The following is a 26,999-nucleotide window of genomic DNA, read 5'->3' as shown; positions in this document are numbered from 1 at the left end:
GTTTGGTTTTACAAATGAGTCTGTTAACCATTGAAGATTTGAGCCACAGCTTTGGCGATCGTACATTGTTTAAAAATGTGTCGTTCCGCTTACTTGCTGGTGAACGCGTTGGTATCGTTGGAGCGAATGGCGTGGGGAAATCCACGTTGATGAATATATTAACTGGTAAGCTTCTGAAGGATACAGGAAAAGTAGAATGGACGCCGAGAGTCCACTATGGTTACTTGGATCAGCATTCCGTGCTGGCCGCAGGTAAAACGATCCGCGATATTTTGCGTGATGCGTTCCTGCCTTTGTATGAAGAAGAAAAACGAATGATGGCCATTACTGATAAAATGGGTGATGCCACGCCTGAGGAACTTGAAGCTCTGCTAGAGGAAATGGGCGAAATTCAAGAGCGTTTGGAGATCGGCGATTTCTATCTCCTTGATGTGAAAGTCGAGGAAATGGGTAACGGATTAGGTCTGAATGCGATTGGATTAGATCGTGATGTAACTTCACTTAGCGGTGGACAACGGACGAAGGTTCTCTTAGCGAAGCTTTTGTTAGAAAAACCAACCGTCCTTCTACTCGATGAGCCTACCAACTACTTGGATGTGGAACACATTGAGTGGTTGAAAATGTATTTGAAGAATTATCCTTATGCTTTCATGCTAATTTCACATGATACAGAATTCATGAATGATGTTGTTAATGTTGTCTATCATTTGGAATTTTCCAAGTTGACACGCTACACAGCGAACTATGAGAAGTTCCTTGATATGGCTGAAATGAATAAAGCGCAGCACATTGACGCTTATGAGAAGCAGCAGGATTACATTAAGAAGCAGGAGGATTTCATCGCGCGCAACAAAGCGCGGGCATCAACTTCAACCCGTGCGAAGAGCCGGGAGAAGCAGTTGGATCGAATTGACCGCATCGAGCGTCCAGAAACAGCTATGAAGCCTACGTTCGTATTCAAAGAATCCCGCTCAAGTGGTAGAGTTGTATTTGAAGCGCAAGATTTGGAGATCGGCTATGATCGTGCCTTGCTTCCACGGATGAATGTGACGATTGAGCGCGGTGAGAAAATTGCCATTGTCGGATGTAATGGGGTAGGTAAATCGACCTTATTGAAGACGATTTTGGGCAAAATCGAGCCTTTCAGCGGAAAAACGTATCGCGGCGATTATTTAAGCCCTGCTTACTTTGAACAAGAAGTCAAAGCGCCAAGTATGACGCCGATTGATGATGTATGGAATTCCTTCTCTTCCATGACACAGAACGAAGTCAGAGGCGCACTTGCGCGAGTCGGGCTCAAGAATGAGCACATCACTCGTGCGATGAGCATGCTGAGCGGTGGCGAGCAAGCGAAGGTTCGTCTGTGCAAGCTGCTCATGCAAGAAAGCAATTGGTTGTTATTCGATGAGCCTACGAACCATTTGGACGTCGTAGCCAAAGAAGAGCTTCAACGCGCATTAAAAGAGTACAAAGGAACAGTTCTTCTGGTTTGCCATGAACCTGAATTCTATGAAGGTTGGGTAACACGAGTGTGGGATGTTGAAGAATGGTCTGCCAAAGTAACGAATTAATCTAATAGTCAAATGGAGGAATAACGATGTTAACGCACGTTGTGTTTTTTAAGCTCAAAGATCGCAGTCCTGAAGCGGTGGAAGTAACCAAAGCGGTTCTTACGAACATGGAAGGTAAAATCCCGGTTTTACGGCACATTGAGGTTGGGACTGACATTCTACATTTAGAGCGTTCTTACGATATCGCACTCATAACGAAATTTGATTCTCTGGACGATTTGAAGGTTTATGATACTCACCCTTTGCACGAAGAAGTCAAAGCTCATATGAAAACAGTTCTTGATGGAACGTCCATCTGTGTTGATTTTGTAAGCTAACCTACGTTTGAAAAACATAGGAGAACAGTGTAGTATCCTTAGAAGAGGCTGGTTCTTGACGTCGTCAGGTCCATGCAAAATTCTTAGGCTGCACTGTTTTTTGTGTGTTTAGCGCAAAACTATATTTACATAGACATGGGAGAGGAATCCAATTGAAGTCCAAACTAAATAGAGCTTATATGACTGAAGTACTTGAAATGCTCTTGCGGACTCCTAGTCCGACAGGATACACGCATCATATTATGCAAAAAGTAGAGCTTGAAGTGAGTAAATTAGGCTTCGGGCTTTCTTATACGAATAAAGGCTGCGGCATCGTAACCATTCCTGGTACCCATTCCGATCGTGTAATTGGCATCTCGGCACATGTGGATACGCTCGGCGCGATGGTGCGTTCTATTAAAGACAATGGCACGTTGAAAATCACTTCACTTGGCGGGTTTATGATGGGTGCTATCGAGAATGAGTACGTGCAAATTCATACACGTGATGAACAAGTGTATGACGGCACGATTCTTACCTCAAGACCATCCGTGCATGTGTATGAAGACGCGAGAGAGTATAAGCGCGATGAAGCGAATATGGAAGTTCGTATCGATGAGCTTGTTAGCTCCAAAAAAGATGTGCAAGCGCTCGGTATCCGTGTTGGTGATTTCATCTCTTTTGATCCGCGTGTACAAGTGAAGGACAATGGCTATGTGAAATCACGCCATTTGGATGATAAAGCTAGCGTAGCATCCTTGTTCGGCCTACTAAAGCTGATTAAGGAGCAAGGCATTCAGCCTCACTATACGATCAAATTGTTCTTCTCCAACTACGAAGAGGTTGGGCATGGCTCTGCATTTATTCCAGAGGATATAACCGACTTTATCGCTGTGGATATGGGTGCACTCGGGGATGATTTAAGTGGCAGTGAGCGTGATGTTTCCATTTGTGCGAAGGATTCGTCAGGTCCTTATGACTATGCGATGACGTCGCAAATGATTGCGCATGCCGAGAAGCTTGAAATCGGCTATGCTGTGGATATTTATCCGCGCTATGGCTCGGATGCATCGGCGGCGCTTAGAGGCGGCCGCGATATAAGAGCAGCGCTCATTGGGCCTGGTGTTCATGCGTCACATAGCATGGAGCGTACGCATATGGATGCTGTAGTGAATACAGCAGCCCTTCTTGCCGCATACATCATGGAGCCGGTGCAAGGATGAACATTCTAAGTGCGGTCGATATAACCAAAACCTACGGCGACAAGGTGCTTTTCGATGATATCTCGTTCACCCTGAACGAGAAGCAGCGTATTGGCCTCATCGGCGTGAACGGCACAGGCAAGTCCACACTGCTGAAGATGCTAGCGGGTCTGGAAACACCAGATCGCGGCAAGCTCGTGCACGCGAACCATTTCCGGGTGGAATACTTGCCGCAAAACCCAGAGTTTGATCCAAACTCCACGGTGCTTGAGCAAGTATTCCACGGCGATTCGCCGCTCATGAAGACGCTGCGCGACTATGAGCTGGCCCTCGCGGAGCTGGAGCTTGATGCCTCCAGCGAGAAGAAACAAGCGCGCCTATTCGCTGCTCAGGCGCGCATGGATGAGCAAGGTGCCTGGGAAGCCAGCACCTTGGCCAAAACCGTGCTGATGAAGCTTGGCATCAGCGAGTTCGACAAGCCCGTCGGCCTGCTGTCCGGCGGTCAGCGCAAACGCGTCGCCATGGCGCGCGTTCTGATTCAACCCGCCGATCTGCTCATCCTCGATGAGCCGACGAACCATATTGATAACGAGACGGCCATCTGGCTCGAGGAATTCCTCAGCAAATGGCGCGGAGCTTTGCTGCTCGTTACCCATGACCGGTACTTCCTAGAGCGGGTCACCACCCGCATTCTGGAGCTGGACCGGGGCAAGATCTACAGCTACGAGGGGAACTACGAGTGGTTCCTCGAGAAGAAAGCGGAGCGGATGGATTCCGAAGCCGCTAGTGAAGATAAGCGGCAGAATCTCCTACGCCGCGAGCTGGCTTGGCTCCGTCGCGGCGCGAAGGCGCGCACGACGAAACAGAAGGCGCGTATCAACCGCGCCGAGGATCTACGGGACACCAAGGTGGATGGTCCCGGTGACAAGCTCGACATGGCGCTGGCAGGAAGCCGCCTTGGCAAAAAGGTGATGGAGCTCGACACCATCACCAAGGCCTTCCCTGGCGGAAAGCCGCTTCTCAGCGGCTTCAGCTACATTGTGATGCCGAAGGATCGTCTCGGCATCATCGGTCCGAACGGCAGCGGCAAATCGACGCTGCTTAACATGCTCGCCGGGCGTATCCAGCCCGACAGCGGTACGATTGAGACCGGCACAACGGTGAAACTGGCCTACTATACGCAAGAAAACGTCGCCATGGATGAGAAGATGCGCGTGATTGAATACATCAAGGAAGCCGCGGAGCAGATTCGCACGTCGGATGGTGAGACCATTTCGGCCGCACAAATGCTAGAACGCTTCTTATTTTCTCCTAACCTGCAATGGTCGCCAATTGGTAAGCTTTCAGGTGGAGAGCGTCGCAGACTTTATTTGTTACGCACCCTAATGGGGGAACCGAATGTTTTGCTCCTCGATGAGCCGACCAATGACTTGGACATCCAAACTTTGACGATACTGGAAGATTATCTGGATCAATTCTCAGGGGCTGTCATCACAGTTTCCCATGATCGCTACTTCTTGGATCGAACAGTTTCTCATTTATTCGCTTTTGACGGGAATGGCGGGATCGAGCCGTTCATCGGCACATATTCCGATTACTTGGAAGATAAGCGTGAACAAGAAGAGGCGGAGCAAGCTCGGAAAGAAATCGTTCGCCAAGCGAGCTCGAAGACAGCTAGCAATAGCACTACTGCCAGTACGTCACCTTCAAGCTCAGCTCCAGCTACGAATCGCCCCAAGAAGCTGACGTTCAAAGAACAGAAGGAATGGGACGAAATCGAGAACACAATAGCTATGTTAGAGGACAAAGCGGATAGCTTGAAAAAGCAAATCGAAGCCTCTGGAAGTAACTTTGATCTCGCTCGCGATCTGTATGAGCAAGAGCAACAAACCGCCGCTGAGCTCGAAGCAGCGATGGAAAGATGGACTTATTTATCAGAGTTAGTAGAAGAAATAGAACGAAATAAGTTATGATAATAGTAGTAGTTCAAAAAGTCGTCTTTTGATCACGAAGCAAGCCAAGAAGTCTATTCGACATCGAATCTTGCGTTCACCTTTGAAGTCCGGTGCTCATGTAGTTTTGCCTACACTCCGCTCCTCCTTCTTCAGGTTCTCGCAACCTTCTCGGTGCTGAAAACCCGACTTTTTGAACATTATTTAGAAGAAAATATAATAAAGGTAGGTATATAGACCCCATGATTAGTGTAAATAACGTGACGCTTCGTTACGGCAAGAGAGCCCTATTCGAAGACGCCAATATTAAATTCACACCAGGAAATTGCTACGGTTTGATCGGAGCCAACGGTGCAGGTAAATCAACATTCATCAAAATTCTTTCCGGCGAGATCGAGCCTAACACAGGCGAAGTCAACATCACACCAGGTGAGCGTATGGCTGTTCTGAAACAGAACCATTACGAGTTTGATGAAATCGAAGTTTTGAAAACGGTCGTTATGGGTCACGCACGCCTCTACAAAATCATGGAAGAGAAAGATGCTTTGTATGCGAAAGCGGATTTCTCCGAGGAAGACGGCATGAGAGCGGCTGAGCTTGAAGGCGAATTCCAAGATCTAGACGGTTGGCAAGCAGAATCCGACGCAGCAGAGCTATTGATCGGTCTAGGAATCCCAACATCCGTTCACGATACGAAAATGAAGGATCTTGATGGAAACGAGAAAGTTCGTGTGCTCTTGGCACAAGCTTTATTCGGTAACCCGAACATTCTACTACTCGATGAGCCTACCAACCATTTGAACTTAGAGTCCATTCGTTGGCTGGAGCATTTCTTGTCCCGTTTCGAAGGCACTGTTATCGTGGTATCACATGACCGTCACTTCCTGAACCAAGTATGTACCCACATTGCAGATATCGACTTTGGTAAAATCCAAATGTACGTTGGTAACTACGATTGGTGGTATGAGTCCAGCCAATTGGCACTTCGTTTGACACGTGATGCGAATAAGAAAACGGAAGAAAAACGTAAAGAGTTGGAAGCTTTTATTGCGCGCTTTAGTGCGAATGCCTCCAAATCCAAGCAAGCGACTTCCCGTAAAAAGCAATTGGAGAAGCTTACGCTTGAAGATATTCGTCCTTCCAGCCGTAAATATCCGTTCATTCACTTCAAAGGTGAGCGTGAAGCAGGTAAGCAGTTGCTTGCAGTTGAAGGCATTTCCAAAACGATTGATGGTGTTCAAGTATTAAATAACGTAACCTTTACGATCAATAAAGGGGATAAAGTAGCTTTCGTTGGAATAGACGGAATTGCGAAAACGACGCTGTTCAAAATTTTGATGGGCGAAATGGAAGCAGATAGCGGTACATTCTCATGGGGGATTACTACTTCTCAAGCGTACTTCCCGAAAGACAGCCAAGATTATTTCAACTCTGATTTGACTTTGGTAGACTGGCTTCGTCAGTACTCCAAGGATCAAGATGAGTCATTCCTTCGCGGATTCCTAGGGCGCATGTTGTTCTCTGGTGAAGAGGCGTTGAAAAAAGCGAATGTGCTTTCCGGAGGAGAGAAAGTGCGTTGTATGTTCTCCAAAATGATGCTAAGCGGAGCCAACGTATTGATCCTTGATGAGCCTACCAACCATTTGGATTTGGAGTCTATTACGGCACTGAACAATGGGCTTGTTGATACCGACTGTACGATCCTATTCGTATCTCATGACCATCAGTTCATCCAAACGATTGCAACTCGCATTATGGAGCTTACGCCTAAAGGCCTTATCGATAAGATGTTCACGTACGATGAGTACCTGGAAAGCGATGATGTAAAAAAACAACGTGAGATTCAATACGCATAAATAAAAAAGTTAAAAGCGCCCTGAAGTGTTTCTCTCAGGGCGCTTTTAGCTACACAAAGTGTTGTCTAGCTGCCGCCAGTGCGACGGCGTTGATTATTTACTTTTTTGGTCATTTGGCTTTTCGCGGTTTGGTTACCATTCCCAGCTGCTTTCGGATTAGCACGCGCTGCTGCTTGATCTGCTTGCTTCTGAGCTAGCTTTGCTTTAATCGCATCGGCTAAGCTGACTTTTTTGACACTTTGCGGCTCGACCTGGTCGGCCTGTCCATCTTGAGGCTTGTCTGACATAAGAACACCTTCTTTACGTGGTATAATCATAGTATAATCGAATCAAAGAAAAGATGAAAGAAGGTGTGTGGGGATGTTTGATCCGACGATCTATGACAATATCAAAGTCGTGCTCGAAGGAGCCGTCTACGATTTAGACTTGGAAGGTAAAATCATCATAACACGAAGAGAAGATTTAATTGACTTGTCCTCGATGTCTCGCACATTTGCTATAGAATTTGCAAGGCAAGTAGGGCTTCCTAATAAAGCAGAAATCTACTTGCATGTTCATTTGAGTGATTTGGCTGCAGAAATTCTTGAAAATCCAACGGCTAAGCCTGGTTGTACGTTATTGATTAAGCTTCACACGCATGTGAACGATCCAGAATTAGATTGCCCGATGATCGAAGCGCAATTGAATGCTATTTGGGAGCAACGTCCGCGAATTACCCAGCAAATTTCGTATCTGTATGGGGAACAACCAGAGGAGTACCGCAATCTCATTACGTTATCCTTTGGCCGGAAAATTGATGAGAGCCACCTTGATGACTTTACTGATCTGATCGACTACGCTTTTGATAGCTTGGCGTTGCTAGATGAGCGAGGGACATTGTGATGCAAGAATTATCTCAACAAGAACTGCAAGATAAAGTAGGTTATAACGAAGGATCCTTCGCCGTCTTTATGTACACGCCATTATGCGGCACATGCAAGGTAACGGAGCGTATGCTAGACATTATTCTAACGATGAAGCCAAGTCTGCCGCTTGTGAAATGCAATATTAATTTTCTGCCGCAAATAAGCCAAGAATGGCAAATCGCTAGTGTCCCGTGTATTGTCATTATGGAACCAGGGAAAGAGAAACAAATGATGTATCGGATGCAATCCGTGGATGAGTTATATCGAAGGCTATTGCCATTAATAGAACAAGATTAGGAGCTGAGTATCGATGAGTTTTCAAATCGGAGACCGCGTTATTGCTGAGTATAAAACAGGTGTTTATTTCGGGGAGGTAGTTGAATTGACCTCCAGCATGAAGGCGGCTGTTCGTATTCTTGCCGTGAAGGATCACCCAACACAAGGAGACTTACATAATCCGATGGATCCAAGCGTAGCTTTTTTTCATCAAAGACGGGCATTATCTCATCAAGAGATTGCGTTAATGCCGCTTGCAACGATTCGTCCTTATGCGGGTGAGGTGCCAGATTATCAAGTATCTCTGAAGAGAGCGCTATTGGCTCAGATCGATAAACTGTCGGACATGGAAGCATGGGCCCGACGCTCTCTGCAGGAGCTTGATCAGCTGAATAAAGAATATTTTCCACCGTCCAATTAGGAAACTTCTAGGTACAACTTGGTGCCATCATTGTATTTGAAAATAGCGACATCACCAATGATCTCGATCATCGAGATCATTTTTAATTTTCTGCGAAATTCAAAGTGCAGCTCGTATTCCTTCAATTTAGTCGAAAGTAAATCCATCTGGGAACGTTTATGAGTGAAATTCATCACAGGGATCGATTTATTCTTGTAGCGGATCGTGTTTGCTTGCATGTTCAAGCCCTCCTTTATACGGATACTTGTTTTCTTGCTTCTTACATTTAGGATACATTTCAAATGTTAAATATGTTCAAGCGCAACTATTAGAAAAGTTTTAGCATTTTATTATATGTGAATAATAGCTCTACAGGGCTAGTTCCGATAAGATAATTTTTAGCGGGGCAGATTCGTGGTTGCGGGGAAAGTTAACCCCATTTATAATAGATAGGATTGTATTCTAACAGGCTCTGGAGGGTCACAGAAATGACTGTAACAAAACCAACTCGTATTGGCATTATTGGCGCCGGAAATATCGGAAATGTACATATGGAGACGTTCAAGATCATACCAGGGGCGCAGCTTGCAGGCGTGACGGACGTTTATTTACCGCTTGCTGAAACGAGAGCGAAAGAACATAACATTGAGCAGGTATATGCAAATTCAGATAAATTGTTAGCGGATCCTTCCATTGATGCGGTCGTCATTGCGGTATCGAATGAGTGGCATGCGCCTATTGCCGTACAAGCATTAGAAGCAGGTAAGCATGTCTTACTTGAAAAGCCGATGGCGATTGACCTAGCTTCAGCTCGTCAAATTGTTGAAGCAGAGCGCAAAGCCGGGAAAATTCTCATGATCCCGCACCAAATGCGCTGGGAAGCAGCGTCAATTGCGGTGAAGGAGCAGGTGGAGAAAGGTGCACTTGGACACATTTATCATGCGAAAGCGAGCTATTTAAGACGTAAAGGTATTCCAGGTTGGGGTACATGGTTTACGCAAATGGAAAAATCAGGCGGAGGTCCTCTTATTGATCTTGGCGTACATATGTTAGATTTAACCCTGTATTTGATGGGGAATCCTAAACCAGTTTCTGTATATGGCTCAACTTATGCGGAGTTTGGACCGCGTAAGCAAGGCATTGGCACATGGGGTGCTCCGAATTGGCAAGGGAAATTTGATGTCGAGGATTTGGCAACGGCCTTGATCAAATTTGAAAATGGAGCAACCCTTTCCTTGGATGTAAGCTGGGCTGGCTTACTGGAAACCGATAATCTGCCAGTTGTTCAGCTGCTTGGAACGGAGGGCGGCGCCTACGTGAAAGGCGCGAAAGGAAAGCTTTTCGCAGAGAAATTTGATCGTATTGTTGAAACGGAGCTATCCGCGCCTGCAGCCAATGATGATCCGCGTGCACGTATGGTGCAGCATTTCCTATCCAGTATCGTGAACGGTTCTCGGCCGATAACTTCTGTTATGTCGGGCTACACGAATAATTTGATCCTAGATGCGATTTACCGTTCGTCGCAAACAGGCGATGAAGTGAAATTGAACTGGGACATCGATTAGACAGGGGCTGTAAGAAGTGAACTGGGAGTTATTTAGTATCATCGGAACGATTGCCTTTGCAGTGAGCGGTGCGATCGTGGCGATGGAAGAGGAATATGATATCTTAGGGGTCTATGTACTTGGGCTCGTTACGGCTTTTGGTGGTGGAATTATCCGCAATATGCTAATAGGGAAACCTATCGTGCTTCTGTGGGAACAAGGCATGTATTTCCAAATCGCTCTGTTCGCGATGACGGTTGTCTTTTTCATGCCAGTGAAATACATACGGCTATGGAAAACATGGGAAGCATTCTTCGATGCGATTGGCCTCGCGGCGTTCGCCATTCAAGGGGCGCTCTATGCGACGAATATGGGGCACCCTTTAAGCGCAATCATTGTAGCGGCGGTTCTAACAGGCATTGGCGGAGGTATGGTTCGCGATGTGCTAGCAGGTCGGAAGCCGCTGGTGCTCAAGGATGAAATATATGCTGTATGGGGGATGCTGGCAGGTGCGTTAGTCGGACTTGGGTGGTCACAAGGGACGTGGCAGTTAGCTATTCTTTTTGCACTTATCATCATATTGCGCATGTTCTCAGTGAACTACAAGTGGAAATTGCCGAAACGCTCCCTGCGTGATTCTTTGTCGGAATCCACAAGGAGATCGGATTCTTAGTCCATGCAGCATGCTAGATCGCTTTTGAGATAGGAGGAGAGTCATTTGGAAGCATCTTTAACACAGCAACAGAAAATTTCAGCAGAAACGATTGCAACGCGAATTATTTCCGTGAAGGAATTGTTGCAAACAGAGTTAGATCTGTACGAAGTATCGAAGGATTCCGAGACCGGCGAGCATTACCTGCATTATGCCTATATGCATCGAGATTTCTCGAATACAGGAGAACCAGAATCGTTTCACTACTTAATGCCAATTGAGAATGATGATGTGCTGGGCATGATCTTTGGAGAGCAAGGATATGCCTATCCGGAGCATTGGAAGTCCTCCTTTTTACGAAATGGTCCAGAAGGCTTCTATATCTGGTTTGATCCTTCGCATGAAGCACAGCAAACCGAGGATGAGGCCATTGCGGCTGATTTGCTTCAGAAGCTTCGGGCTTTTCATGATCAAGGAAACGTGGATCCGGAAGCTGTTCGTAAGCTTTTAGAAGAAATGGATGAGACACGAAAAAAAGACGAATAGAAACACAGCGATAGCAAACGATAGCTACCCCACAAAACTGCGAAGTGCAGCTTTTGTGGGTTTTTTCGCGTAAATAAGGGGAAATACTGCAAATATACATCTTTTAGATACGAACTTTGGATAAATGTGAAAATGTGAGGGAAATTGCTGTACTTTTGCATCAAAATCCAGTCCATTAAGGAAAACGTAGAAAAATCCTGCACTATTGCATTTTATATGGAGATGGAGAGAACTCAGCTGTAAGAATTTCGGCTTTTTGTTTAGTAAAAATAAGGGAATTGGACCATATTAACACTAGTGTCAAATGTGAATTAGAAAGGGGGCATTTATTTCATGGACATGGAATCGTATCAATTTGCAAATTTAGGTATTCATGAGGAATTAATGCAGGATCTTCGCAATCTCGAATCCCATATGAAAGAGGAGTTGGGTTACGAAGTTGCACTAATTGCGTATACGAAGGAAAAGGATGGGGTTCAAACAAGTAAGTAAGTGAGACAAACGCAGATATAAAGAGAAATAGGGGGAATGACGATGAAAGCTGTGAAAATGTCAGTCATCATGACGGCTGCATTCGTCGGCTTGACAGGGTGTTCAGCAACACATTCAAACAAACTAGAGAAGGCATCGGTTTCCATTCAAAGTGTTGGTTTATCAGATTCGAGTGGTGCTAAGCTGAGTAATAGTACGCAAGGCGCCGCAAGCGGTAACCAGATCGAACAAACAACGCGAGGGCAATCGCAATTAGAGGACGACCTGCTACATAGGAATACGTATTTATCGATGAACCGTGAAGTGGCAGATCAGGTGATGCAAGAAGCCCATCTGGGTGGGACTGCAGTCGCAATGACAGATACGAATATCTACGTAGCTGTTGATATGGGTGAACTCCATGATAAGAGGACGAATGAGCGCGATAGACAATTAAGCAAATATAACGATCCAGCGACAGAAGCGGGTTTGTTCGGCTCAGGCATGGGTGCTCAAATGGATTGGGTATCCGCTAAGCCTTTGTCTACGGACAGCATCAACGTAATTCGGCATGTGCTTACTCGTATTTATCCGGATTCACACATTTTCATCTCGTCAAACGCGCTTTTTGTAAACCGGATGATGTATTATGACATGCAGCAACGCAAAAATAAACGCATGGATACGTACCTCCACGAGTTCAATACCATGGTGCAATATACGTTTAATAGCAGCAAATGAGCAATAAATATAAGGTTCGTGCCTACTGCTGCTCGAGAATATGTGAGTATGTCTATAAAGAAGATGTGATGGTCGCCATTAATTACGAAACGGCCTACAGCCTAGCGCAGCTATACAACGAATTCCCGTCAAAACCAAGCTGCCCTTCCTGCGGAGGAGCCATAGCTTTCTACGCACATTCTGTCATCGAGGAGCCTTGGCTGACTTGAGAGGCTTGACAATTCGTGCTTTCCTGATAATAGTTAGAGGATAATGCAATCAGGAAGGATTAATTACGCGATGATGACAGATTTATTGAAAATAGATGCCTTACCACCAGAAGTCCGCGCAAGTTTGGATGCGTATAATCGAATCGTACATACAGCTGAAGACCGTAAGTTAATTGGCGTCGCTGCGTATGAAGCACCAACAGAGGAGCTTCTTACGGATGCGATTCTTTCACTCTTTTTAGGCAAAAATGTGCTCCTGAAGGGGCCAACAGGCTCTGGCAAAACGAAACTTGCTGAGCATGTTTCAGCCGTCTTCAATCAACCGTTGCACAGCGTCAATTGTTCCACGGATTTGGATGCAGAGGCGTTGCTAGGCTTTAAAACATTAACGCATGATGAGCAGGGAAGAAGTCAGATTGTTTTTATCCCTGGCCCGATTATGAAAGCCATGACCAAAGGGCATTTGCTCTATATTGATGAGATTAATATGGCCAAGCCCGAAACGCTGCCTTTAATAAATGGCGTTCTGGATCACCGAAGATCAATTACTAATCCTTTTACGGGTGAAGTCGTTACGGCGCATCCGAGTTTTAGAGTGGTTGCAGCGATTAACGAGGGCTATATTGGCACGGTACCGTTAAATGAAGCATTGAAAAATCGTTTTGTCACGATTGATGTACCTTATTTGCAAGGTGAATTATTGTTTCAGTTATTAAAAAGCCACTCTGTATTACGTGATGAGAAGCTCTTGCGCACCTTCGTGCAGCTCTCGGCTGACTTGCTTTCTCTGATCGAAATGGGACAACTGCCTGATGAAGCGGGCTCCATCAGAGCGCTGTTAGACGCTTGTGATTTATCGGTGTATATGCCACCCATGCGGGCGGTTACGCGCGCGATTGCGGATAAGTTAGAAGATGAAAGGGAACGTGCAGCTGTAATGAATACGGCTGAAACGTTATTGTAACGCAATGTTCGTAGGAAGCCTTAGCCGTTTGGATGATAAAATCGATGCCATGCTGCATATGCAGCTGGTTGATTTGGCTCGTTTATTTACGAAACGTGGAAAGCTTGAAGTCGAAGCTGCATTTCACGCGCATTATGATGAGTCAGCCTCGCACATGACTGTGAGTCAATTCTGGTGGGATTATCCGCTGCGTGACAAAACAGCTGGAATGAAAAGCGATGTGTATCTTCGTTGTCTTGGCAGTGCTTGGTTTACAGGGAGGGAGGCAATCGGCTCCTACCTTCATTATTGTTCGAATGCGAGATTCCCGAAACTGGCCAATAGCTTATTTGCGCTATGTGAAGATATGCGCTTAGAACGGGTTTGCCGAATGCAACGTCCAGGAACGGGAGCTGTTTTTGCACATCGCCATCGCATCTTAGGTGGATATTTCCAGCATAAGCTCCGAAATCATCTCAGTAAGGGCGAGTTGGCGGATGCTGTGCTTTTGCTGGTGTATGGATGGTTTACTGGAAAGTCGTGGCAGAATGAGCCATTTTCTTCTGCTCTAGGGAGTGACTTATCAAGTTGTCTGGTGGGGCTCTATGAGGTGCTTGAGCAGGTGGAAGAAGCGGCGCACACAGCTAAGGTTGCGGCTTTGTGTGAACGGATGAACGAGGCGTTAGCAGGTTGGCTGGAACGTGATGCTGTGGCTGCTTATTTCTGGACGCAGCAGGGAAGCGGCATCGCGGTTCCTTTGCCTGCGGATTATAAAGGCGAGCTGAAGCGCGCGAAGCGGCTCGCCAATGATGATGTGCTCCCCGAGCAAGAGGGGGAGCGTCAATTGCCAGGCCAAGAGCGGATGCCGACTTGGCATCGTGAGAGCAGCGACCGCAGCCCAGGGCTGCTTCGGTTCGAGCTGGAGCGCGGCGCACGCACCGCCGCGCAGGGCTCTGCGCCCCGTGAGGGCGATGCCGCCGACCAGGCGCTCGCCATCACCCAGGGGCGCTCGCAGCGCGCCCAGCGCACCGGCGCCGCCGCTGAGCGGCGCCAAGGGGCTTCCGTGCCCGCGGCTGCGGGGCACGGGGAGGGCGAGGTCGCCGCGTATGCGACGGCGACCTGGCTCTTGCCTGAACGTCCTACTGCTGCGCAGGAGGACGGGTTCAGGCGCCTGAGCGAGCGCGCAGCGCCGCTCGCGAAGCCCTTGCAGCGTGCGATACGGCGCACGCTGGAGCAGAAGCGGATCGCCCCGCGCGGCGATCGCTTGTTTGGGCGGCTCGATAAGCGGCTTACGCGAGCCTTCACGCAAGAGCTGCCGCGCCTCTTCTACAAGAAGCGCGCGCCGGTACCCCAGCTCGACGCAGCGTTCGCGCTGCTCGTCGACTGCTCGGCGTCCATGTATGACAAAATGGACGAAACCAAGCTCGGTCTCGTGCTATTCCACGAGACCCTAAGAGATCTGCGAATCCCCCATGAAATCGTGGGATTCTGGGAGGACGCGGACCGCGTCACGGAGCAGGAGGCACCGAACCTGTTCCAGGTTGCGGTGGACTTCGGCTCCTGCCTCGCGGCCTCTAGCGGTGCGGCTCTGATGCAGCTGGAGCCGCAGCAGGACAATCGCGATGGCTTCGCAATTCGCGAGATGACGAAGCGGCTGCTGCGGCGCACAGAACGGCAGCGCATCCTCCTCGTGTTCTCCGATGGGGAGCCTTCGGCAGCCAACTACAATGATGTCGGCATCCTTGATACACACGAAGCCGTTCTGCAAGCTAGACGCATGGGCGTCGAGGTCATCAGCGTGTTTCTCGCTAACGGAACCGTTCACGAAACACAGCGGAACGCGATGCGTAATATGTATGGCCGAAGCAGTATCGTTGTACCAAACGTCGAGGAGCTGCATGAACAACTCGTGCCGATTTTACGAAAGCTTTTACTGAAATCGATTACTACATAAACTCCAGTTATTTTATAGGGTTTTTCGGTTTTTACCCCTATATCCAGAAAATAACTGGAGATCTCCAATAGCTTGAATTGAAGATCTCATCTATCTTTTAACATCAAAATCCAGTACAATAGATCAGGGTCATTCTCGGTAAATTTCGCCAAACTCCGACAAAAATCGGTTGTCTTACATACGTATCGAACATACATAGCTAGAACTCATCATTCATTTAGGAGGCATATAATCTCATGTACGGAGCACCGTTATCAAACAAATCCAAAAAAATCATGCTGCTAGGCTCAGGTGAGCTTGGCAAAGAAGTCATCATTGAAGCACAACGTCTTGGCATTGAGACTATTGCCGTAGATCGTTATGAGAATGCTCCAGCAATGCAGGTTGCGCATCGCAGTCACGTTATTTCTATGCTGGATGGCGAGCAGCTTCGTGCGATTATCGAAAAAGAACGTCCTGATCTCATCGTGCCCGAAATTGAAGCGATCGCGACTTCTGTTCTTGTCGACCTTGAAAAAGAAGGTTACCGAGTCATCCCAACGGCGACAGCATCCCGTTTAACGATGGACAGAGAAGGTATTCGTCGACTTGCATCCGAAACATTAGGATTGCGCACAGCCAAGTATGAATTTGCGAATAGTCTCGAAGAATTGCACGCAGCTGTGGCGGTGATCGGGACACCTTGTGTGATCAAACCGATCATGAGCTCTTCAGGCAAAGGGCAAAGCGTTTGCCGCACACCTGAGGGAGTAGAAGCTTCGTGGAACATTGCAATGGAAGGCGGACGTGCGAAGAATGCGCGTGTCATCGTCGAAGAATTTATCCATTTTGAATCCGAAATTACCTTGTTGACGGTTCGTTCTGTCTCAGGGACAACCTACTGTGAGCCGATCGGTCACATTCAAAAAGACGGCGATTACATCGAATCCTGGCAGCCTCATACCATGTCAGAACAGCAAATTATCGATGCCCAGCAAATGGCTAAGACCATTACTGACGCACTCGGAGGCCATGGGCTGTATGGCGTTGAATTATTCCTGACGGCAGATGGCGTTTACTTCAGTGAAGTCTCGCCGCGCCCGCATGATACGGGTATGGTTACGATGGCTACTCAGGATCTTAGTGAGTTCGCACTGCACGCGAGAGCAATTCTTGGATTCCCGATTACAGGAGTTCGCTTGTTAACACCTGGCGCAAGCTACACGCTAAAAGCCGATCGCGAACAAGTTGAGTATACGATTAGCGGCATTGAAGAGGCGTTATCCGTACCTAATACGCAGGTTCGAGTCTTTGGCAAGCCGGAAACAAAAGTTGGTCGCCGTATGGCGGTAGCCCTTAGTTCTGGAGATACTGTGGAAGAGGCACGCAGCCTAGCAAAAGAAGCAGCTAGTAAGCTCACTTTGAATTACAACTAACTGTATGACTGCAGTACGATGTACCATGTCTGAGGTCATTAACCGGAGGCAATCACTATGGAACCCAAAGCAGCAAGACTGTCTCGAACCGTGTTGACAGAAATTATTTTACCGGCGGACACGAACTACCATAACACTGTGTTTGGCGGTCGTGTTATGCAGTATATAGATAAGGTTGCAACCATCGCATCGATGCGACATTGTCGTATGAACGTGGTCACAGCGTCGAGTGATAGCTTGGATTTCTTCGCTCCGGTAAAGCTTGGCGAGGCGATTCAGTTGGAAGCATTTGTCACGTGGACGCATCGCAGTTCGATGGAGGTTTATGTGAAAATTGAGTCGGAGAACCTTCTTACCGGCGAAAAGAAACACACTGCGACCTCGTTCCTTACTTTTGTTGCTTTGGATGAGCATGGACAGCCTTATCCCGTTCCTGGCATTATCGCAGAGACGGATGAAGAGAAGCGGTTGTTCGAGTCCGCGGAAGCGCGTTTTACAGCGCGAAAGCTTCGCAAACAAGCGCGTCTCTAAGCATATAATAAGCCATTTACGGCTAGCAGTTCCCTTAGGGGAGCTGCTTTTTTAGTTGGGAAACAAAGGAATAACTATAGTTAGTTTTTTCCATATCACAACTTTTTGCTTACATTTGGAGTCAAATGAGAGAGGAATTCAATGCCTCCATTTCATTTTCGAAGATAAGGATGAAAAATCAGTGGAACTCATAGACTTAAAACAACGAATAGGCAAGCAGTTTCCTTTCTTATATAGGCTCCGCGTCAAGCAGCTTATGTTAAAGAGGCGACTCATCAATCTAAATCCAAGAATCAAATATGCGTATGGAAGAAGCCCTCGTAAGCTTACATATACGACGAAGAAGCATAAATCGATTTTACGGCGTGTGCTCGGAAACACAGACCCTATTTTACAAGAAAATAAGATTGTGAATTTGAAAATCGCACTACAGTATATAGATGGGATCCTGATTCATCCTGGTGAAACTTTTTCCTTTTGGAAGCTTATCGGTGTGACAAGCAAAGAAAAGGGTTATATCGAGGGCCTCATGCTATCCCATGGGGAAGTTCGGGTAGGTACGGGAGGCGGGTTGTGTCAGCTAGCGAATATGCTGTATTGGTTGGCTTTACATACGCCGCTAGAAATTAGAGAAAGGCACCATCACAGCTTTGATCTTTTTCCAGACGATCGAAGAGTAATTCCATTCGGGACGGGGACGAGTGTGTTTTACAATTATGTCGATTTGCAATTTTACAATCCAACCGCACATCGGTTCCAATTTCATCTGGAGGTCACGGAAGAGTACTTAGAAGGCTCGATTCATTGCGATACGGAATTGCCTTTCGACTATAGAGTGAAAGAGAAGAATCATGCATTTTATCAAAAAGCGAACAAATGGTATAGAGGGAATGAAATTTGGCGGCAAAAGATCAACAAACAAGACGATTCTCTCGTGAATGAAGAGCTGGTTAACGTAAATCATTCAGAAGTGAAATATATGACGTCAAACGGATCTCAGGAGAACTAATGAAGAGAGAGTATGTGAAGGATTTTTTCATTTTCGGGTGGAAGCAGGCGCTTTGCTGTATATTCCCGGTTGTTATATTTTTGACATTGGCAGTGTCCAAAGCAATACCCATACCATTCATGCATCGTTATGATTTCATTTTACTCGTATGCATCCTTGCGCAATTGGTATTGGTGTGGTCAAAGCTAGAGAGCGTAGATGAACTCAAGGTTATCACGGTGTTTCACATCATCGGACTTGGACTTGAGTTGTTTAAAGTGCACATGGGCTCGTGGTCCTATCCGGAGGAAGGTTTGACGAAAATAGCGGGCGTCCCCTTATATAGCGGTTTCATGTATGCCAGTGTGTCCAGTTATGTGTGCCAGTCATGGAAAAGATTAGATTTACATCTCCTCCATTGGCCTAGAACATCCATTGCGGTCCTGATGTCGATAAGCATCTATGCGAATTTCTTTACACATCATTTTGCGTATGACATCAGGTGGATTCTCATTGCAGGCATAGTGATTCTGTTTTACAAATCGAAGATTCATTTCACGGTCACCACCAAGACCTATCATCTACCCACGATACTTTGCTTTATGTTAATTGCTTTTTTTATTTGGCTTGCTGAAAATATATCCACCTTTCTTGGCGCATGGCGCTATCCAGATCAAGAAATTTCTTGGCGAATTGTTCATTGGGGTAAAATTAGTTCCTGGTTTATGTTGGTGATTATCACCATCATCATCGTGGCTGAATTGAAGCGGATAAAGTATCCGGAGCAGGTAACAAAAACCCCCAGTGTATTCAAGCTCTGAGGGTTTTCCGTTCGTGCTTTTTACTTAGCTCCGCCTTCGGCAAGGATCGTTTCCCAAATTGCACCTTTACCGTAAAGCTCTTTGTTCACTTTATCCCAGCCGCCCAGGTATTCGATATTGAAGAGTCCTGCTGGTGTCGTGTAGTTTTTCTCATATTGCTTAGCAACTTCTGGAAGCACGGAGCGGAAGCCCTTGTCAGCAAATACTTTCTGAGCATCAGCAGCGAAGAGGTAGTCGTAGAACGCTTGAACTGCTGCACGATTACCATGCTTATCTACGTATTTATCAATAATAGCAACAGGATTCTCAATGGAAGTTGTGTATTGTGGAATCACTTCTACATATTTCTTGCCGGATTGAATTCGAGCAACAAGCTCATTCTCGTAGGTTATGATCGCATCACCTACACCTTTATCGAAAGTGGCTAGGGAATCCGCGCCGCTTTTATCTAGGACTTTGATATTTTTATAGATTTTGGCAACGAGTTCTTTGGCTACCGCAGGATCTTGTTTACCAGCAGCTTCGGAAATTTTGAGACCAGCACCATAGACAGCGTTGATGTCCCATTTAGCGCCGCCGGATGTGCTCGGATTCGGGATCAGGACTTCAACACCTGGCTTAGTCAGATCAGACCAGTCTTTAATTCCTTTTGGATTCCCTTCACGTACACCAATAGCTGCAATTGAAGTTGTTACGAAGCCTTTGTATTTGTTGTTTTTCCAGTCATGTGTGATTAAGCCTTTTTCTGCGATTTTTTGAATATCTCCTTCGAGAGAGAGTGGAGCGATGTCCGCTTCGAACCCTTGTATGATGGCTGTAGCTTGTGAACCGGATGCTACGTAGGATTCTTGGAATTCAACCGTTGTACCGGTTTTCTTTTTATATTCTTCTTTAAATTTAGGCAGAATCACTTCAAAGGAATCTTTCAAAATGGAGTAAGCACCGACGGTGATCGTTACTTTACCGCCTTCAGCTTTAGGTGTCGCACTTGCAGCAGCAGTTGTCGTTGCGGCAGTAGGTGCACTTGTGCTAGCCGTTTTCGTCGTACCGGATCCGCAAGCGGTCAGTGCAATACTTGCTGTGAATAATGCTGCAGTTACAAGGCCAAGCGTTTTAAAATTTTTCATGGTTGACAACTCCCCTTCTTTTCTAAAGCTTATTTTTAATGGTTATATGAAAACAGGCTGTGGATCTTGTTTGGCCTGATTATCAATCCAGGTTGTACCTGATTGGGTAAATACCGAAAGCTGATGGATGAGGATGTTAACGTCATCGCCAACTTGAAAAATCCGATCTTTTACAGGCTGATAGGCGAAAAGCTTGAATTGACCGGTATCCATTTCCAAATACCAGGAATCCCCACGGAAATGAACATGCGTAACCTTGCCTTTTTCACCAGCGGTAGCCAAATGGCTCACATTGGACGGTCGAACTTCGATATTCTCTGGGCGTATGAGCACATTCACATCGGGAAGCCATTTGCCATCTTGTTGAAGATCTGCAAGCGTAGGGAATCCGACAAGCGGCGAATAAGTGGGAAGCACGTTGGATTCACCTATGAAAGAGGCTGCGAATGAGGACGCAGGCTTCGTATAAATCTCCCAAGGGCTTCCTTGCTGTTCGATTTTCCCGCCTTGGACCAAAATGATCTCATCCGCGACCTCAATCGCCTCATCCTGATCATGCGTAACGAAAAGAGTCGTTACTTTAAATTCACTGATAAGGTTGCGCAGCCAGACGCGGAGCTCTTTACGGATTTTGGCATCGATCGCCGCGAAAGGCTCATCGAGTAGAAGCAGTCGAGGTTCAGGCGCTAATGCTCTGGCAAATGCAACCCGTTGGCGTTGTCCGCCTGATAATTGATGCGGATATTTCCGCTCATGGCCTGCGAGCCCCATTAAGTTCAATAGATATGCAACGCGATCCTTAATCTCGGCCTTCGACTTGTTGAGTACCTTCAACCCATAAGCGACGTTGTCAAACACCGTCATATGCTTGAAGAGGGCATAGCTTTGGAATACGAATCCTATGCCTCTTTCTTGAACAGGGAGATGAGTGGCAAGCTTGCCATCGAAATAAATATCGCCGCCAGTCGGGGCTTCAAGTCCAGATAACATCCGCAGGATGGAGGTTTTGCCACCACCGCTCGGTCCAATCAATCCGACAAGATGCCCTTCTTTGATTTTAAAATTGACATCTCTAATCGCATGAAATTCTCCGTAATGTTTATTTAAATTACTCACTTCAATGTGCATGCGGGGATCCTCCTCCATGGTTTCTCGTTGCTTCAGTTCTTCGTTTTAACCATTCTAACGCTAACAAAATCGTGATGGATATGAGACCTAATACGAAAGCCACGCTATTAGCTGCTACGAGCTGAAACTGTTCAGCGTCTTGATAGACGAGTGTCGTAGCTGTTTGTGTTTGATTGATGATATTGCCAGATACAACCAGGATGGATCCGAATTCACCGAGCGACCGAGCGATGGTCAAAATCAACCCGTACACGACGCCCCAACGAATACTCGGCCATGTCACCTGGAAGAAAGTGCGCCATGGTCCTGCGCCTAAGGTTGCGGAAGCTTCTTCAGACTGTGTTCCGATCTCTTCAAGTAAGGGGACTACTTCACGTACCATGAGAGGGAATGTGATAAACATGGTTGCAATTACCATCCCCGGAATCGCATAAACAATTTTCATGTTATGGTCTTCTAAGAATGCGCCCAGGGCAGTGTTGGGTCCGAAAATCAAGATAACCATTAAACCAACAATGACAGGTGATACTGCAAATGGCAGATCGATTAAGGCATTAATGATAGGTTTCAGCCATCGAGCAATCCAAGAGCCTCTTACAATTTCTAAGGAAATATAAATACCGATAATGGCATTAAGAACAGTAACGATGGTGACGATGATCAAAGATATTTTCATTGCGTGTAGAGCTTCGGGACGAACAAGTGCATCAAGGAAGGCTCGAGGACCATCTTCAAATGCGCCGAAGGTAATCCCTAAGAAAGGCAATGCGATTAGTAGGAATATAATCGAAAAAGAAATGCCGATCAGTAATCTTCTCATGCTAGCCGCCCCTTCCCGTGAGTCCATACATGTATTCCCCATAAAATCAGGACGGAGAGTGTCAAGAGGACAAGTGAGATGGCAGCTGCGCCTTCTGGATTGTAGTTCTGTGTTTCACCATATATATAGACGGAGGCGACCATCGTTTTTCCAGGTAAATTACCGGAGATAAGGGAGATGGCACCGAATTCTGCAAGTGATCGGGAGAAAGCGAGCATACTGCCGGCAATCGTACCAGGTAAAAGTGCTGGTAATACGATGCGATAAAAAGTATAGAACCTATTGGCGCCAAGTGTGAAGCTCGCTTGTTCTTCCGCTGGATCGATCTGCTCCAATAGTGGTTGAACCGTTCGAACAACGAATGGAAAGGTGACGAAGACAAGGCCGATCACAATGGCAGTTTGATTATATAGGAGCTTAATCCCCACGGAGTCAAGCCAGGATCCTAATGGACTTTGTGGTCCGAGTAAGGTGAGAAACATTAAGCCTGCGACGGAAGTAGGTAATGAGAAGGGGAGATCAACCATGCTACCCAGAATGCTCTGTCCTCGGAATCGATATCGGACAAGCACGTAAGCGATGATCGTTCCTAACACTGCTTGAATTACCGTAGCGATAATGCTTAGCTTTACTGTTAATACAATTGACTTCCATGCTAAAGGTCCTGTGACTTCTTTCCAGAAAGGCTCCCAGCCTAACGAAAATCCTTTGACATAGATGGAGGCGATGGGGATAAGAAGAAACACAATTAAGTAGCCTATAAGCACGGATCGAACCGTCGCTTTAAAAACCTTGTTACGCATGGAACACCACCTATTCTCATAAAACATACCAGCTTACTTGGTTTTATTAAAATGACTATAACAGCGGCAGGATTATTCTGTCAATAAGTAATTTGGTGAAAAATGGGTGATGTCAAGGTTCTTAATTTTGCTTATAGTGATAGAGAAAAATACTTGGATAATTATGTGAATTGTTCATTGACACCATTATTTTGCCATGCTAAAATGAGTCTACATTCTAATTCCGAGTAAATGCATAAGAATAATAAGAGTAATGAAAGGGAGTTACCAGCATGGAGCATGCCATCACGATTCAAAGCGACGATATCGAGTTAGCCGCAACATTACATTACCCTACACAGCAACCCACAGCGGTTCAAGCCGATTGTCAGCGTTGGCCCTTAATCATCATTTGTCACGGATTTATTGGGAGTCGAATCGGTGTTGACCGGCTTTTTGTGAAGGCAGCTCGTTCTTTTAGCGCGCAAGGTTATTTTGTTCTTCGTTTTGATTATGGTGGTTGTGGTGAAAGTACGKGTGATTATGGCGCAGGTGGGTTAGATGTACTTATCGAGCAGACCAGACGCGTTATTGATTATGGAGTTTCCATTGATTGTGTGGATCTGAGTCGAGTGATTCTGCTTGGACATAGTTTAGGTGGAGCCGCGGCAGTCCTGACTGCAGCTAAGGATCATCGCGTGAAAACACTTGTACTTTGGTCATCTGTTGCGCATCCACACAACGATATTATGCGAATCGTCGGCAAAAACGAATATGAGAAACTGCCACAAGGTGGCACGATCGATCATCATGGATATAAACTAACAAGTCGATTCTTCGAATCTTTATCACAGCATCAACCGTTTGAGCAATTACGTAAATTTACTGGTGATGTTTTTGTCGTTCATGGCACTGCTGATGAAATAATACCTGTGGATTATGCACCTTTATATCAGAAGATGTTCTGGCTGCGTAAAGAAGGTCAATGTGACCTAGAGCTCTTATATCAAGCCAATCATACGTACTCGACTACGCCCTCAACAACAGAATTACTGGTGAAAACAGGAGATTGGCTCAATTATTCGTATAAACGAAACAAAGAGTGGAATGATTGGACAATTTAAAATGACTTGGAGGCATGACGATGGCGAAACCACTAGAACTAGATGAAGTTTGGGTAGAGCGAATTAAGCAAATTTTAGATGGGTTAGAGTACGGTTCAGTGCAAATTGTTGTCCACGACGGCAAGATTACACAGATTGATAAGACAGAAAGAAAAAGATTTGAAACGACAGCCATCCCGCAAGCTCAAGCGACGTTGCAAGCCGTAAAATCAACCAAACAAAAAAGTAAAGTTTAGCTTAATCCATGCACTTATACAGCAGCCTCCCATGCATTAGGAATGGGGGCTGTTTTCATGCGTCAGAAGTCGTATACTATAGAGGAATAGAAGCGGAATTTGGAAGGGGAATCTTATGCGTAAAGGTCATTTTATTTGGGAAGATACGCAGGGAATCAATCACTATGTGTACGAGTGGCTTCCTTCTGAAGTCATGGAATTGAAGGGCATTGTGCAAATTGCCCATGGTATGGCAGAAACGGCTGCCAGATATGAACGATTAGCTGAAGTATTAACGAAGAATGGGTACGCGGTCTATGCAAATGATCATTTGGGACATGGCCAAACGGCAGGTTCAATTGACGCCGTGGGCAAGTTTGGCAAGGACAGTTTTCATGCCATGGCTGCTGCAATGGGTCAAATTACGATACAAATTCGCACGCGATGTGTTGATAACATCCAGTTCAATATACGAGATAAAGAGCGAGATAATCTGCCGTTATTCATGCTGGGTCATAGTATGGGGTCATTTTTAACACAGTATTATATGGGTTCTCATATGGAACGGTATCCTGAGCATGTGCAAGGGATTATATTGTCTGGCTCGAATGGAAAAGAAGGCGCTGCGCTTAATGCCGGGATTGCGATTGCGACAATGGAAGCCGCGTTTCGAGGGGATCATTTTAGAAGCTTGATGTTGACCGCGCTGTCTTTCGGGAACTTTAACGCTCGATTTAAGCCGAATCGCACTGCATTTGATTGGTTGAGTCGAGATGAACATGAAGTAGATGCCTATTTAGAGGATCCTTATTGTGGCGGCGTATTTACTTCAGGGTACTTTAGAGATTTCTTTAAGGGTCTGAAAGAAATTCATCAACCCCAGCATTTAAATCGCATCCGGAAGGATGTTCCTATTTATATTTTTTCGGGTGAGGAAGATCCAGTTGGCGGACAAGGTAAAGGTGTGCGCAATCTAATTCGTGAATACGAGAGGCTTGGGATTCAGGATATCAGCTATAAGCTGTATCCAGGCGGCAGACATGAGATGTTGAATGAAATTAACCGCGATGAGGTTATGGGGGATATTGTTGCTAGGTTGGATAGTTGGATTGGGAGATAGAAGAAGGTAGTGGTGAAAAGCTGTTCCGTTAGGCCGTAAAAGGCTGGTTCGGAGCAGCTTTTTTCTCGAAACTAAGCGTTTCTAATAAGTTGAACACGAATGCCTTCGCGGTCAATTTGGATCCAGTATTCTACGATTCTTTCATTCTCTACGCGATAAACGGCGCTAGCGATTTCAATGATAGTTTTGCCCGTTGGCGGGTAGCCATCGATGTCGCTGATATGCGTGCCGGTCTGCTTCCATCGCACATAGACACGATCCTCTTGGGCGAGGAGCTCCTGAACTTCTAATTGAAATGAGCCGTACGAGGCTAGCATCTCTCGCACATGATCGGCGTAATTCGTTGGAGTACGATGAACAGTCGTTTCATTTTCAGCCGTCATTTGATGAGCTAGCACTTGGTCGGCCATGTAGTCATGGGCTGCATCGGGCTGCTGACCAGACCGAACTAACTGGAAGAACTGTTGGACGACTTCTCTAGGTGATAATGGCATCAGGGGTTGCTCCTTAATTGAAAAGAATGAGTTATAGGTAGAAACAGTATAGGGGAAGGTGGGATGAAGTTCAAGATTTACATGTTAGTACATTGTGAAACTTTTATGTTGCGCACATCGTCTTATTTTTGATGTGAGAATGAGTTGAAAGTAGGAATTTGTTTTGAGAAAGATGCTAATTGTGGTCTTAATAATGATGCTAACTAGCTGTACTCCGATTGAAAAAGTGAAGAAACTTATACGACCAGTCGTTAGTTCAAATTGTGGGGGGGATATCGATTGGGTTGATTTTGTCATGATCAATGACATATCATATGGAGCCAAACAGGAGATCAGCAATCAGCCGGTGCTTAAGGGGAAGAAGCTGGGTGAGGTTCAACACCGAGTAGCTGATGATGTAACGTGTACCGACTATCAGACGAAGAGTGGTGATGCTGCATTTTTACAAGAAGGAACGGAAATTTATGAGATCCAGGGATATTCGGAGGATTTTCGTGTGATGGCAGGGGAGAAAGTCTATGAAGTTACCAGAAACCACAATGCTAAAACCATCGCAGACCTGTATGATATCAATGGCAAAGTGGCTAAAATCATAATTTCCCGCGATACACATGATCAGGACATTCGTACGATCGATCCGGCAAAAATAGAAACAATTACGAATTTGTTCCTGAAACGTGAACGAATTGGCCTCGAAGAAATTTATAAACGAGGGGTACCTAAAACCACTTTTCAATATTTTATGGAATTCATTTTACAGGATGGAACATCGGTAAGGACAATGTATATGGCTGGCAGTGAGGTGTTCAGTCAAGGAGCCTATCTAGGTCCAGAGCTGGAGAAAGAAATGAAAGCGATCACGATGAATGAATGGAAGCAATAGATTAATATGGAGAAGGGTGTAAGTAGAATGAAT

At 46.0% G+C, this 26,999-nt stretch carries 31 protein-coding genes; 24 read left to right on the top strand and 7 right to left on the bottom strand.

The features are described 5' to 3' along the window. Window positions 1-14: 14 nt before the first annotated feature. The 5 genes from abc-f to AC1DVJ_RS13060 all read left to right on the top strand — a co-directional run bounded on the left by abc-f (window position 15) and on the right by AC1DVJ_RS13060 (window position 6,877). Window positions 15-1,571 (top strand): ribosomal protection-like ABC-F family protein, encoded by a 1,557-nt coding sequence (gene abc-f, locus AC1DVJ_RS13080; RefSeq protein WP_477591331.1) that lies wholly within the window; start codon window positions 15-17, stop codon window positions 1,569-1,571. A gap of 26 nt (window positions 1,572-1,597) precedes the next feature. Further along, window positions 1,598-1,888 (top strand): Dabb family protein, encoded by a 291-nt coding sequence (locus AC1DVJ_RS13075; protein WP_310223897.1) that lies wholly within the window; start codon window positions 1,598-1,600, stop codon window positions 1,886-1,888. Between the two features lie 152 nt (window positions 1,889-2,040). After that, window positions 2,041-3,090 carry a M42 family metallopeptidase gene (locus AC1DVJ_RS13070; protein WP_477591329.1) on the top strand — a complete coding sequence of 350 codons (1,050 nt, stop codon included), beginning with the start codon at window positions 2,041-2,043 and terminating at the stop codon, window positions 3,088-3,090. Continuing rightward, window positions 3,087-5,042 (top strand): ABC-F family ATP-binding cassette domain-containing protein, encoded by a 1,956-nt coding sequence (locus AC1DVJ_RS13065; RefSeq protein ID WP_477591328.1) that lies wholly within the window; start codon window positions 3,087-3,089, stop codon window positions 5,040-5,042. Before AC1DVJ_RS13070 ends, AC1DVJ_RS13065 begins: the two co-directional genes overlap by 4 nt. Window positions 5,043-5,263: 221 nt before the next feature. Then, window positions 5,264-6,877 (top strand): ABC-F family ATP-binding cassette domain-containing protein, encoded by a 1,614-nt coding sequence (locus tag AC1DVJ_RS13060; RefSeq protein ID WP_477591326.1) that lies wholly within the window; start codon window positions 5,264-5,266, stop codon window positions 6,875-6,877. 65 nt (window positions 6,878-6,942) lie between these two features. On the opposite strand, the gene AC1DVJ_RS13055 is transcribed toward AC1DVJ_RS13060, so the two are convergent. Next, window positions 6,943-7,164: a hypothetical protein gene (locus AC1DVJ_RS13055; RefSeq protein WP_477591324.1), complete on the bottom strand. Its 222-nt coding sequence runs from the start codon at window positions 7,162-7,164 to the stop codon at window positions 6,943-6,945. Window positions 7,165-7,237: 73 nt separating this feature from the next. Between AC1DVJ_RS13055 and AC1DVJ_RS13050 the strand changes: the two genes are divergently transcribed. Genes AC1DVJ_RS13050 through kapB form a run of 3 tightly spaced genes read left to right on the top strand, consistent with a single transcriptional unit; the run spans window position 7,238 to window position 8,479 of the window. Further along, entirely contained in the window at window positions 7,238-7,759 is a 522-nt protein-coding gene (locus tag AC1DVJ_RS13050) for a hypothetical protein (RefSeq protein ID WP_477591322.1), read from the top strand. After that, complete coding sequence (locus tag AC1DVJ_RS13045; RefSeq protein ID WP_477591321.1) at window positions 7,759-8,079, top strand: thioredoxin family protein; 321 nt, start codon at window positions 7,759-7,761, stop codon at window positions 8,077-8,079. Before AC1DVJ_RS13050 ends, AC1DVJ_RS13045 begins: the two co-directional genes overlap by 1 nt. 13 nt (window positions 8,080-8,092) lie before the next feature. Further along, window positions 8,093-8,479 carry a kinase-associated lipoprotein KapB gene (gene kapB / locus AC1DVJ_RS13040; protein ID WP_477591319.1) on the top strand — a complete coding sequence of 129 codons (387 nt, stop codon included), beginning with the start codon at window positions 8,093-8,095 and terminating at the stop codon, window positions 8,477-8,479. Here the strand turns inward: kapB and AC1DVJ_RS13035 are convergent. After that, the gene (locus tag AC1DVJ_RS13035; RefSeq protein WP_477591318.1) at window positions 8,476-8,697 is read right to left on the bottom strand and encodes a hypothetical protein; all 222 of its coding nucleotides are present in this window, start codon (window positions 8,695-8,697) and stop codon (window positions 8,476-8,478) included. The two genes, kapB and AC1DVJ_RS13035, sit on opposite strands and share 4 nt — an antisense overlap. Window positions 8,698-8,946: 249 nt before the next feature. On the opposite strand from AC1DVJ_RS13035, the gene AC1DVJ_RS13030 reads away from it, so the two are divergent. The 12 genes from AC1DVJ_RS13030 (at window position 8,947) to AC1DVJ_RS12975 (ending at window position 19,273) form a co-directional block, all read left to right on the top strand. After that, a complete protein-coding gene (locus tag AC1DVJ_RS13030; RefSeq protein ID WP_477591316.1) occupies window positions 8,947-10,023 on the top strand; it encodes a Gfo/Idh/MocA family protein in 1,077 nt (358 codons plus the stop codon). A 16-nt stretch (window positions 10,024-10,039) separates the two neighbouring features. Continuing rightward, entirely contained in the window at window positions 10,040-10,675 is a 636-nt protein-coding gene (locus AC1DVJ_RS13025) for a trimeric intracellular cation channel family protein (RefSeq protein ID WP_477591314.1), read from the top strand. A gap of 45 nt (window positions 10,676-10,720) precedes the next feature. Beyond that, window positions 10,721-11,200, top strand: a complete 480-nt coding sequence (locus AC1DVJ_RS13020) for a hypothetical protein (protein ID WP_477591312.1) — start codon at window positions 10,721-10,723, stop codon at window positions 11,198-11,200. Window positions 11,201-11,533: 333 nt separating this feature from the next. Next, window positions 11,534-11,692, top strand: coding sequence for a hypothetical protein (locus AC1DVJ_RS13015; RefSeq protein ID WP_477591310.1), 159 nt, complete (start codon window positions 11,534-11,536; stop codon window positions 11,690-11,692). A gap of 42 nt (window positions 11,693-11,734) precedes the next feature. After that, window positions 11,735-12,412 (top strand): hypothetical protein, encoded by a 678-nt coding sequence (locus tag AC1DVJ_RS13010; RefSeq protein WP_477591308.1) that lies wholly within the window; start codon window positions 11,735-11,737, stop codon window positions 12,410-12,412. Continuing rightward, a complete protein-coding gene (locus AC1DVJ_RS13005; protein ID WP_477591306.1) occupies window positions 12,409-12,621 on the top strand; it encodes a hypothetical protein in 213 nt (70 codons plus the stop codon). Before AC1DVJ_RS13010 ends, AC1DVJ_RS13005 begins: the two co-directional genes overlap by 4 nt. 73 nt (window positions 12,622-12,694) lie before the next feature. Continuing rightward, entirely contained in the window at window positions 12,695-13,585 is an 891-nt protein-coding gene (locus tag AC1DVJ_RS13000) for an ATP-binding protein (RefSeq protein ID WP_477591413.1), read from the top strand. Between the two features lie 28 nt (window positions 13,586-13,613). Beyond that, a complete protein-coding gene (locus tag AC1DVJ_RS12995; protein WP_477591305.1) occupies window positions 13,614-15,518 on the top strand; it encodes a cobaltochelatase CobT-related protein in 1,905 nt (634 codons plus the stop codon). 236 nt (window positions 15,519-15,754) lie between these two features. After that, entirely contained in the window at window positions 15,755-16,933 is a 1,179-nt protein-coding gene (gene purT / locus AC1DVJ_RS12990; RefSeq protein ID WP_477591303.1) for a formate-dependent phosphoribosylglycinamide formyltransferase, read from the top strand. Between the two features lie 57 nt (window positions 16,934-16,990). Continuing rightward, the gene (locus tag AC1DVJ_RS12985; RefSeq protein ID WP_477591301.1) at window positions 16,991-17,464 is read left to right on the top strand and encodes an acyl-CoA thioesterase; all 474 of its coding nucleotides are present in this window, start codon (window positions 16,991-16,993) and stop codon (window positions 17,462-17,464) included. A gap of 181 nt (window positions 17,465-17,645) precedes the next feature. Beyond that, window positions 17,646-18,473, top strand: coding sequence for a VanW family protein (locus AC1DVJ_RS12980; protein WP_477591299.1), 828 nt, complete (start codon window positions 17,646-17,648; stop codon window positions 18,471-18,473). Continuing rightward, window positions 18,473-19,273 (top strand): DUF817 domain-containing protein, encoded by an 801-nt coding sequence (locus tag AC1DVJ_RS12975; protein WP_477591297.1) that lies wholly within the window; start codon window positions 18,473-18,475, stop codon window positions 19,271-19,273. The genes AC1DVJ_RS12980 and AC1DVJ_RS12975 overlap by 1 nt, the downstream gene beginning before the upstream one ends. 20 nt (window positions 19,274-19,293) lie before the next feature. On the opposite strand, the gene AC1DVJ_RS12970 is transcribed toward AC1DVJ_RS12975, so the two are convergent. Genes AC1DVJ_RS12970 through cysT form a run of 4 tightly spaced genes read right to left on the bottom strand, consistent with a single transcriptional unit; the run spans window position 19,294 to window position 23,151 of the window. Continuing rightward, window positions 19,294-20,400, bottom strand: coding sequence for a sulfate ABC transporter substrate-binding protein (locus tag AC1DVJ_RS12970; protein WP_477591295.1), 1,107 nt, complete (start codon window positions 20,398-20,400; stop codon window positions 19,294-19,296). Between the two features lie 42 nt (window positions 20,401-20,442). Beyond that, entirely contained in the window at window positions 20,443-21,528 is a 1,086-nt protein-coding gene (locus AC1DVJ_RS12965; RefSeq protein ID WP_477591293.1) for an ABC transporter ATP-binding protein, read from the bottom strand. Continuing rightward, window positions 21,518-22,348 carry a sulfate ABC transporter permease gene (locus tag AC1DVJ_RS12960; RefSeq protein ID WP_477591292.1) on the bottom strand — a complete coding sequence of 277 codons (831 nt, stop codon included), beginning with the start codon at window positions 22,346-22,348 and terminating at the stop codon, window positions 21,518-21,520. Before AC1DVJ_RS12960 ends, AC1DVJ_RS12965 begins: the two co-directional genes overlap by 11 nt. Continuing rightward, on the bottom strand, window positions 22,345-23,151 hold the full coding sequence (gene cysT / locus AC1DVJ_RS12955; protein ID WP_477591290.1) for a sulfate ABC transporter permease subunit CysT: 807 nt from the start codon (window positions 23,149-23,151) through the stop codon (window positions 22,345-22,347). Before cysT ends, AC1DVJ_RS12960 begins: the two co-directional genes overlap by 4 nt. 272 nt (window positions 23,152-23,423) lie before the next feature. Here cysT and AC1DVJ_RS12950 point away from each other — a divergent pair, with 272 nt between their 5' ends. From AC1DVJ_RS12950 to AC1DVJ_RS12940, 3 genes are all read left to right on the top strand, one after another. Further along, window positions 23,424-24,254, top strand: coding sequence for an alpha/beta hydrolase family protein (locus AC1DVJ_RS12950; protein WP_477591289.1), 831 nt, complete (start codon window positions 23,424-23,426; stop codon window positions 24,252-24,254). 20 nt (window positions 24,255-24,274) lie between these two features. After that, on the top strand, window positions 24,275-24,490 hold the full coding sequence (locus AC1DVJ_RS12945; protein WP_477591288.1) for a YezD family protein: 216 nt from the start codon (window positions 24,275-24,277) through the stop codon (window positions 24,488-24,490). A 115-nt stretch (window positions 24,491-24,605) separates the two neighbouring features. Further along, a complete protein-coding gene (locus tag AC1DVJ_RS12940) occupies window positions 24,606-25,589 on the top strand; it encodes an alpha/beta fold hydrolase (protein ID WP_477591287.1) in 984 nt (327 codons plus the stop codon). Between the two features lie 71 nt (window positions 25,590-25,660). Here the strand turns inward: AC1DVJ_RS12940 and AC1DVJ_RS12935 are convergent, their stop codons facing one another. Further along, complete coding sequence (locus AC1DVJ_RS12935; protein WP_477591285.1) at window positions 25,661-26,083, bottom strand: ester cyclase; 423 nt, start codon at window positions 26,081-26,083, stop codon at window positions 25,661-25,663. A 295-nt stretch (window positions 26,084-26,378) separates the two neighbouring features. Here AC1DVJ_RS12935 and AC1DVJ_RS12930 point away from each other — a divergent pair, with 295 nt between their 5' ends. Continuing rightward, a complete protein-coding gene (locus AC1DVJ_RS12930) occupies window positions 26,379-26,966 on the top strand; it encodes a hypothetical protein (protein ID WP_477591283.1) in 588 nt (195 codons plus the stop codon). Window positions 26,967-26,999 lie beyond the last annotated feature (33 nt).

Source organism: Paenibacillus sp. P4_A9 (assembly GCF_056402415.1).
Note: the sequence above shows the minus strand (reverse complement) of the source record. Positions and strands in the feature narration are given on the sequence as shown.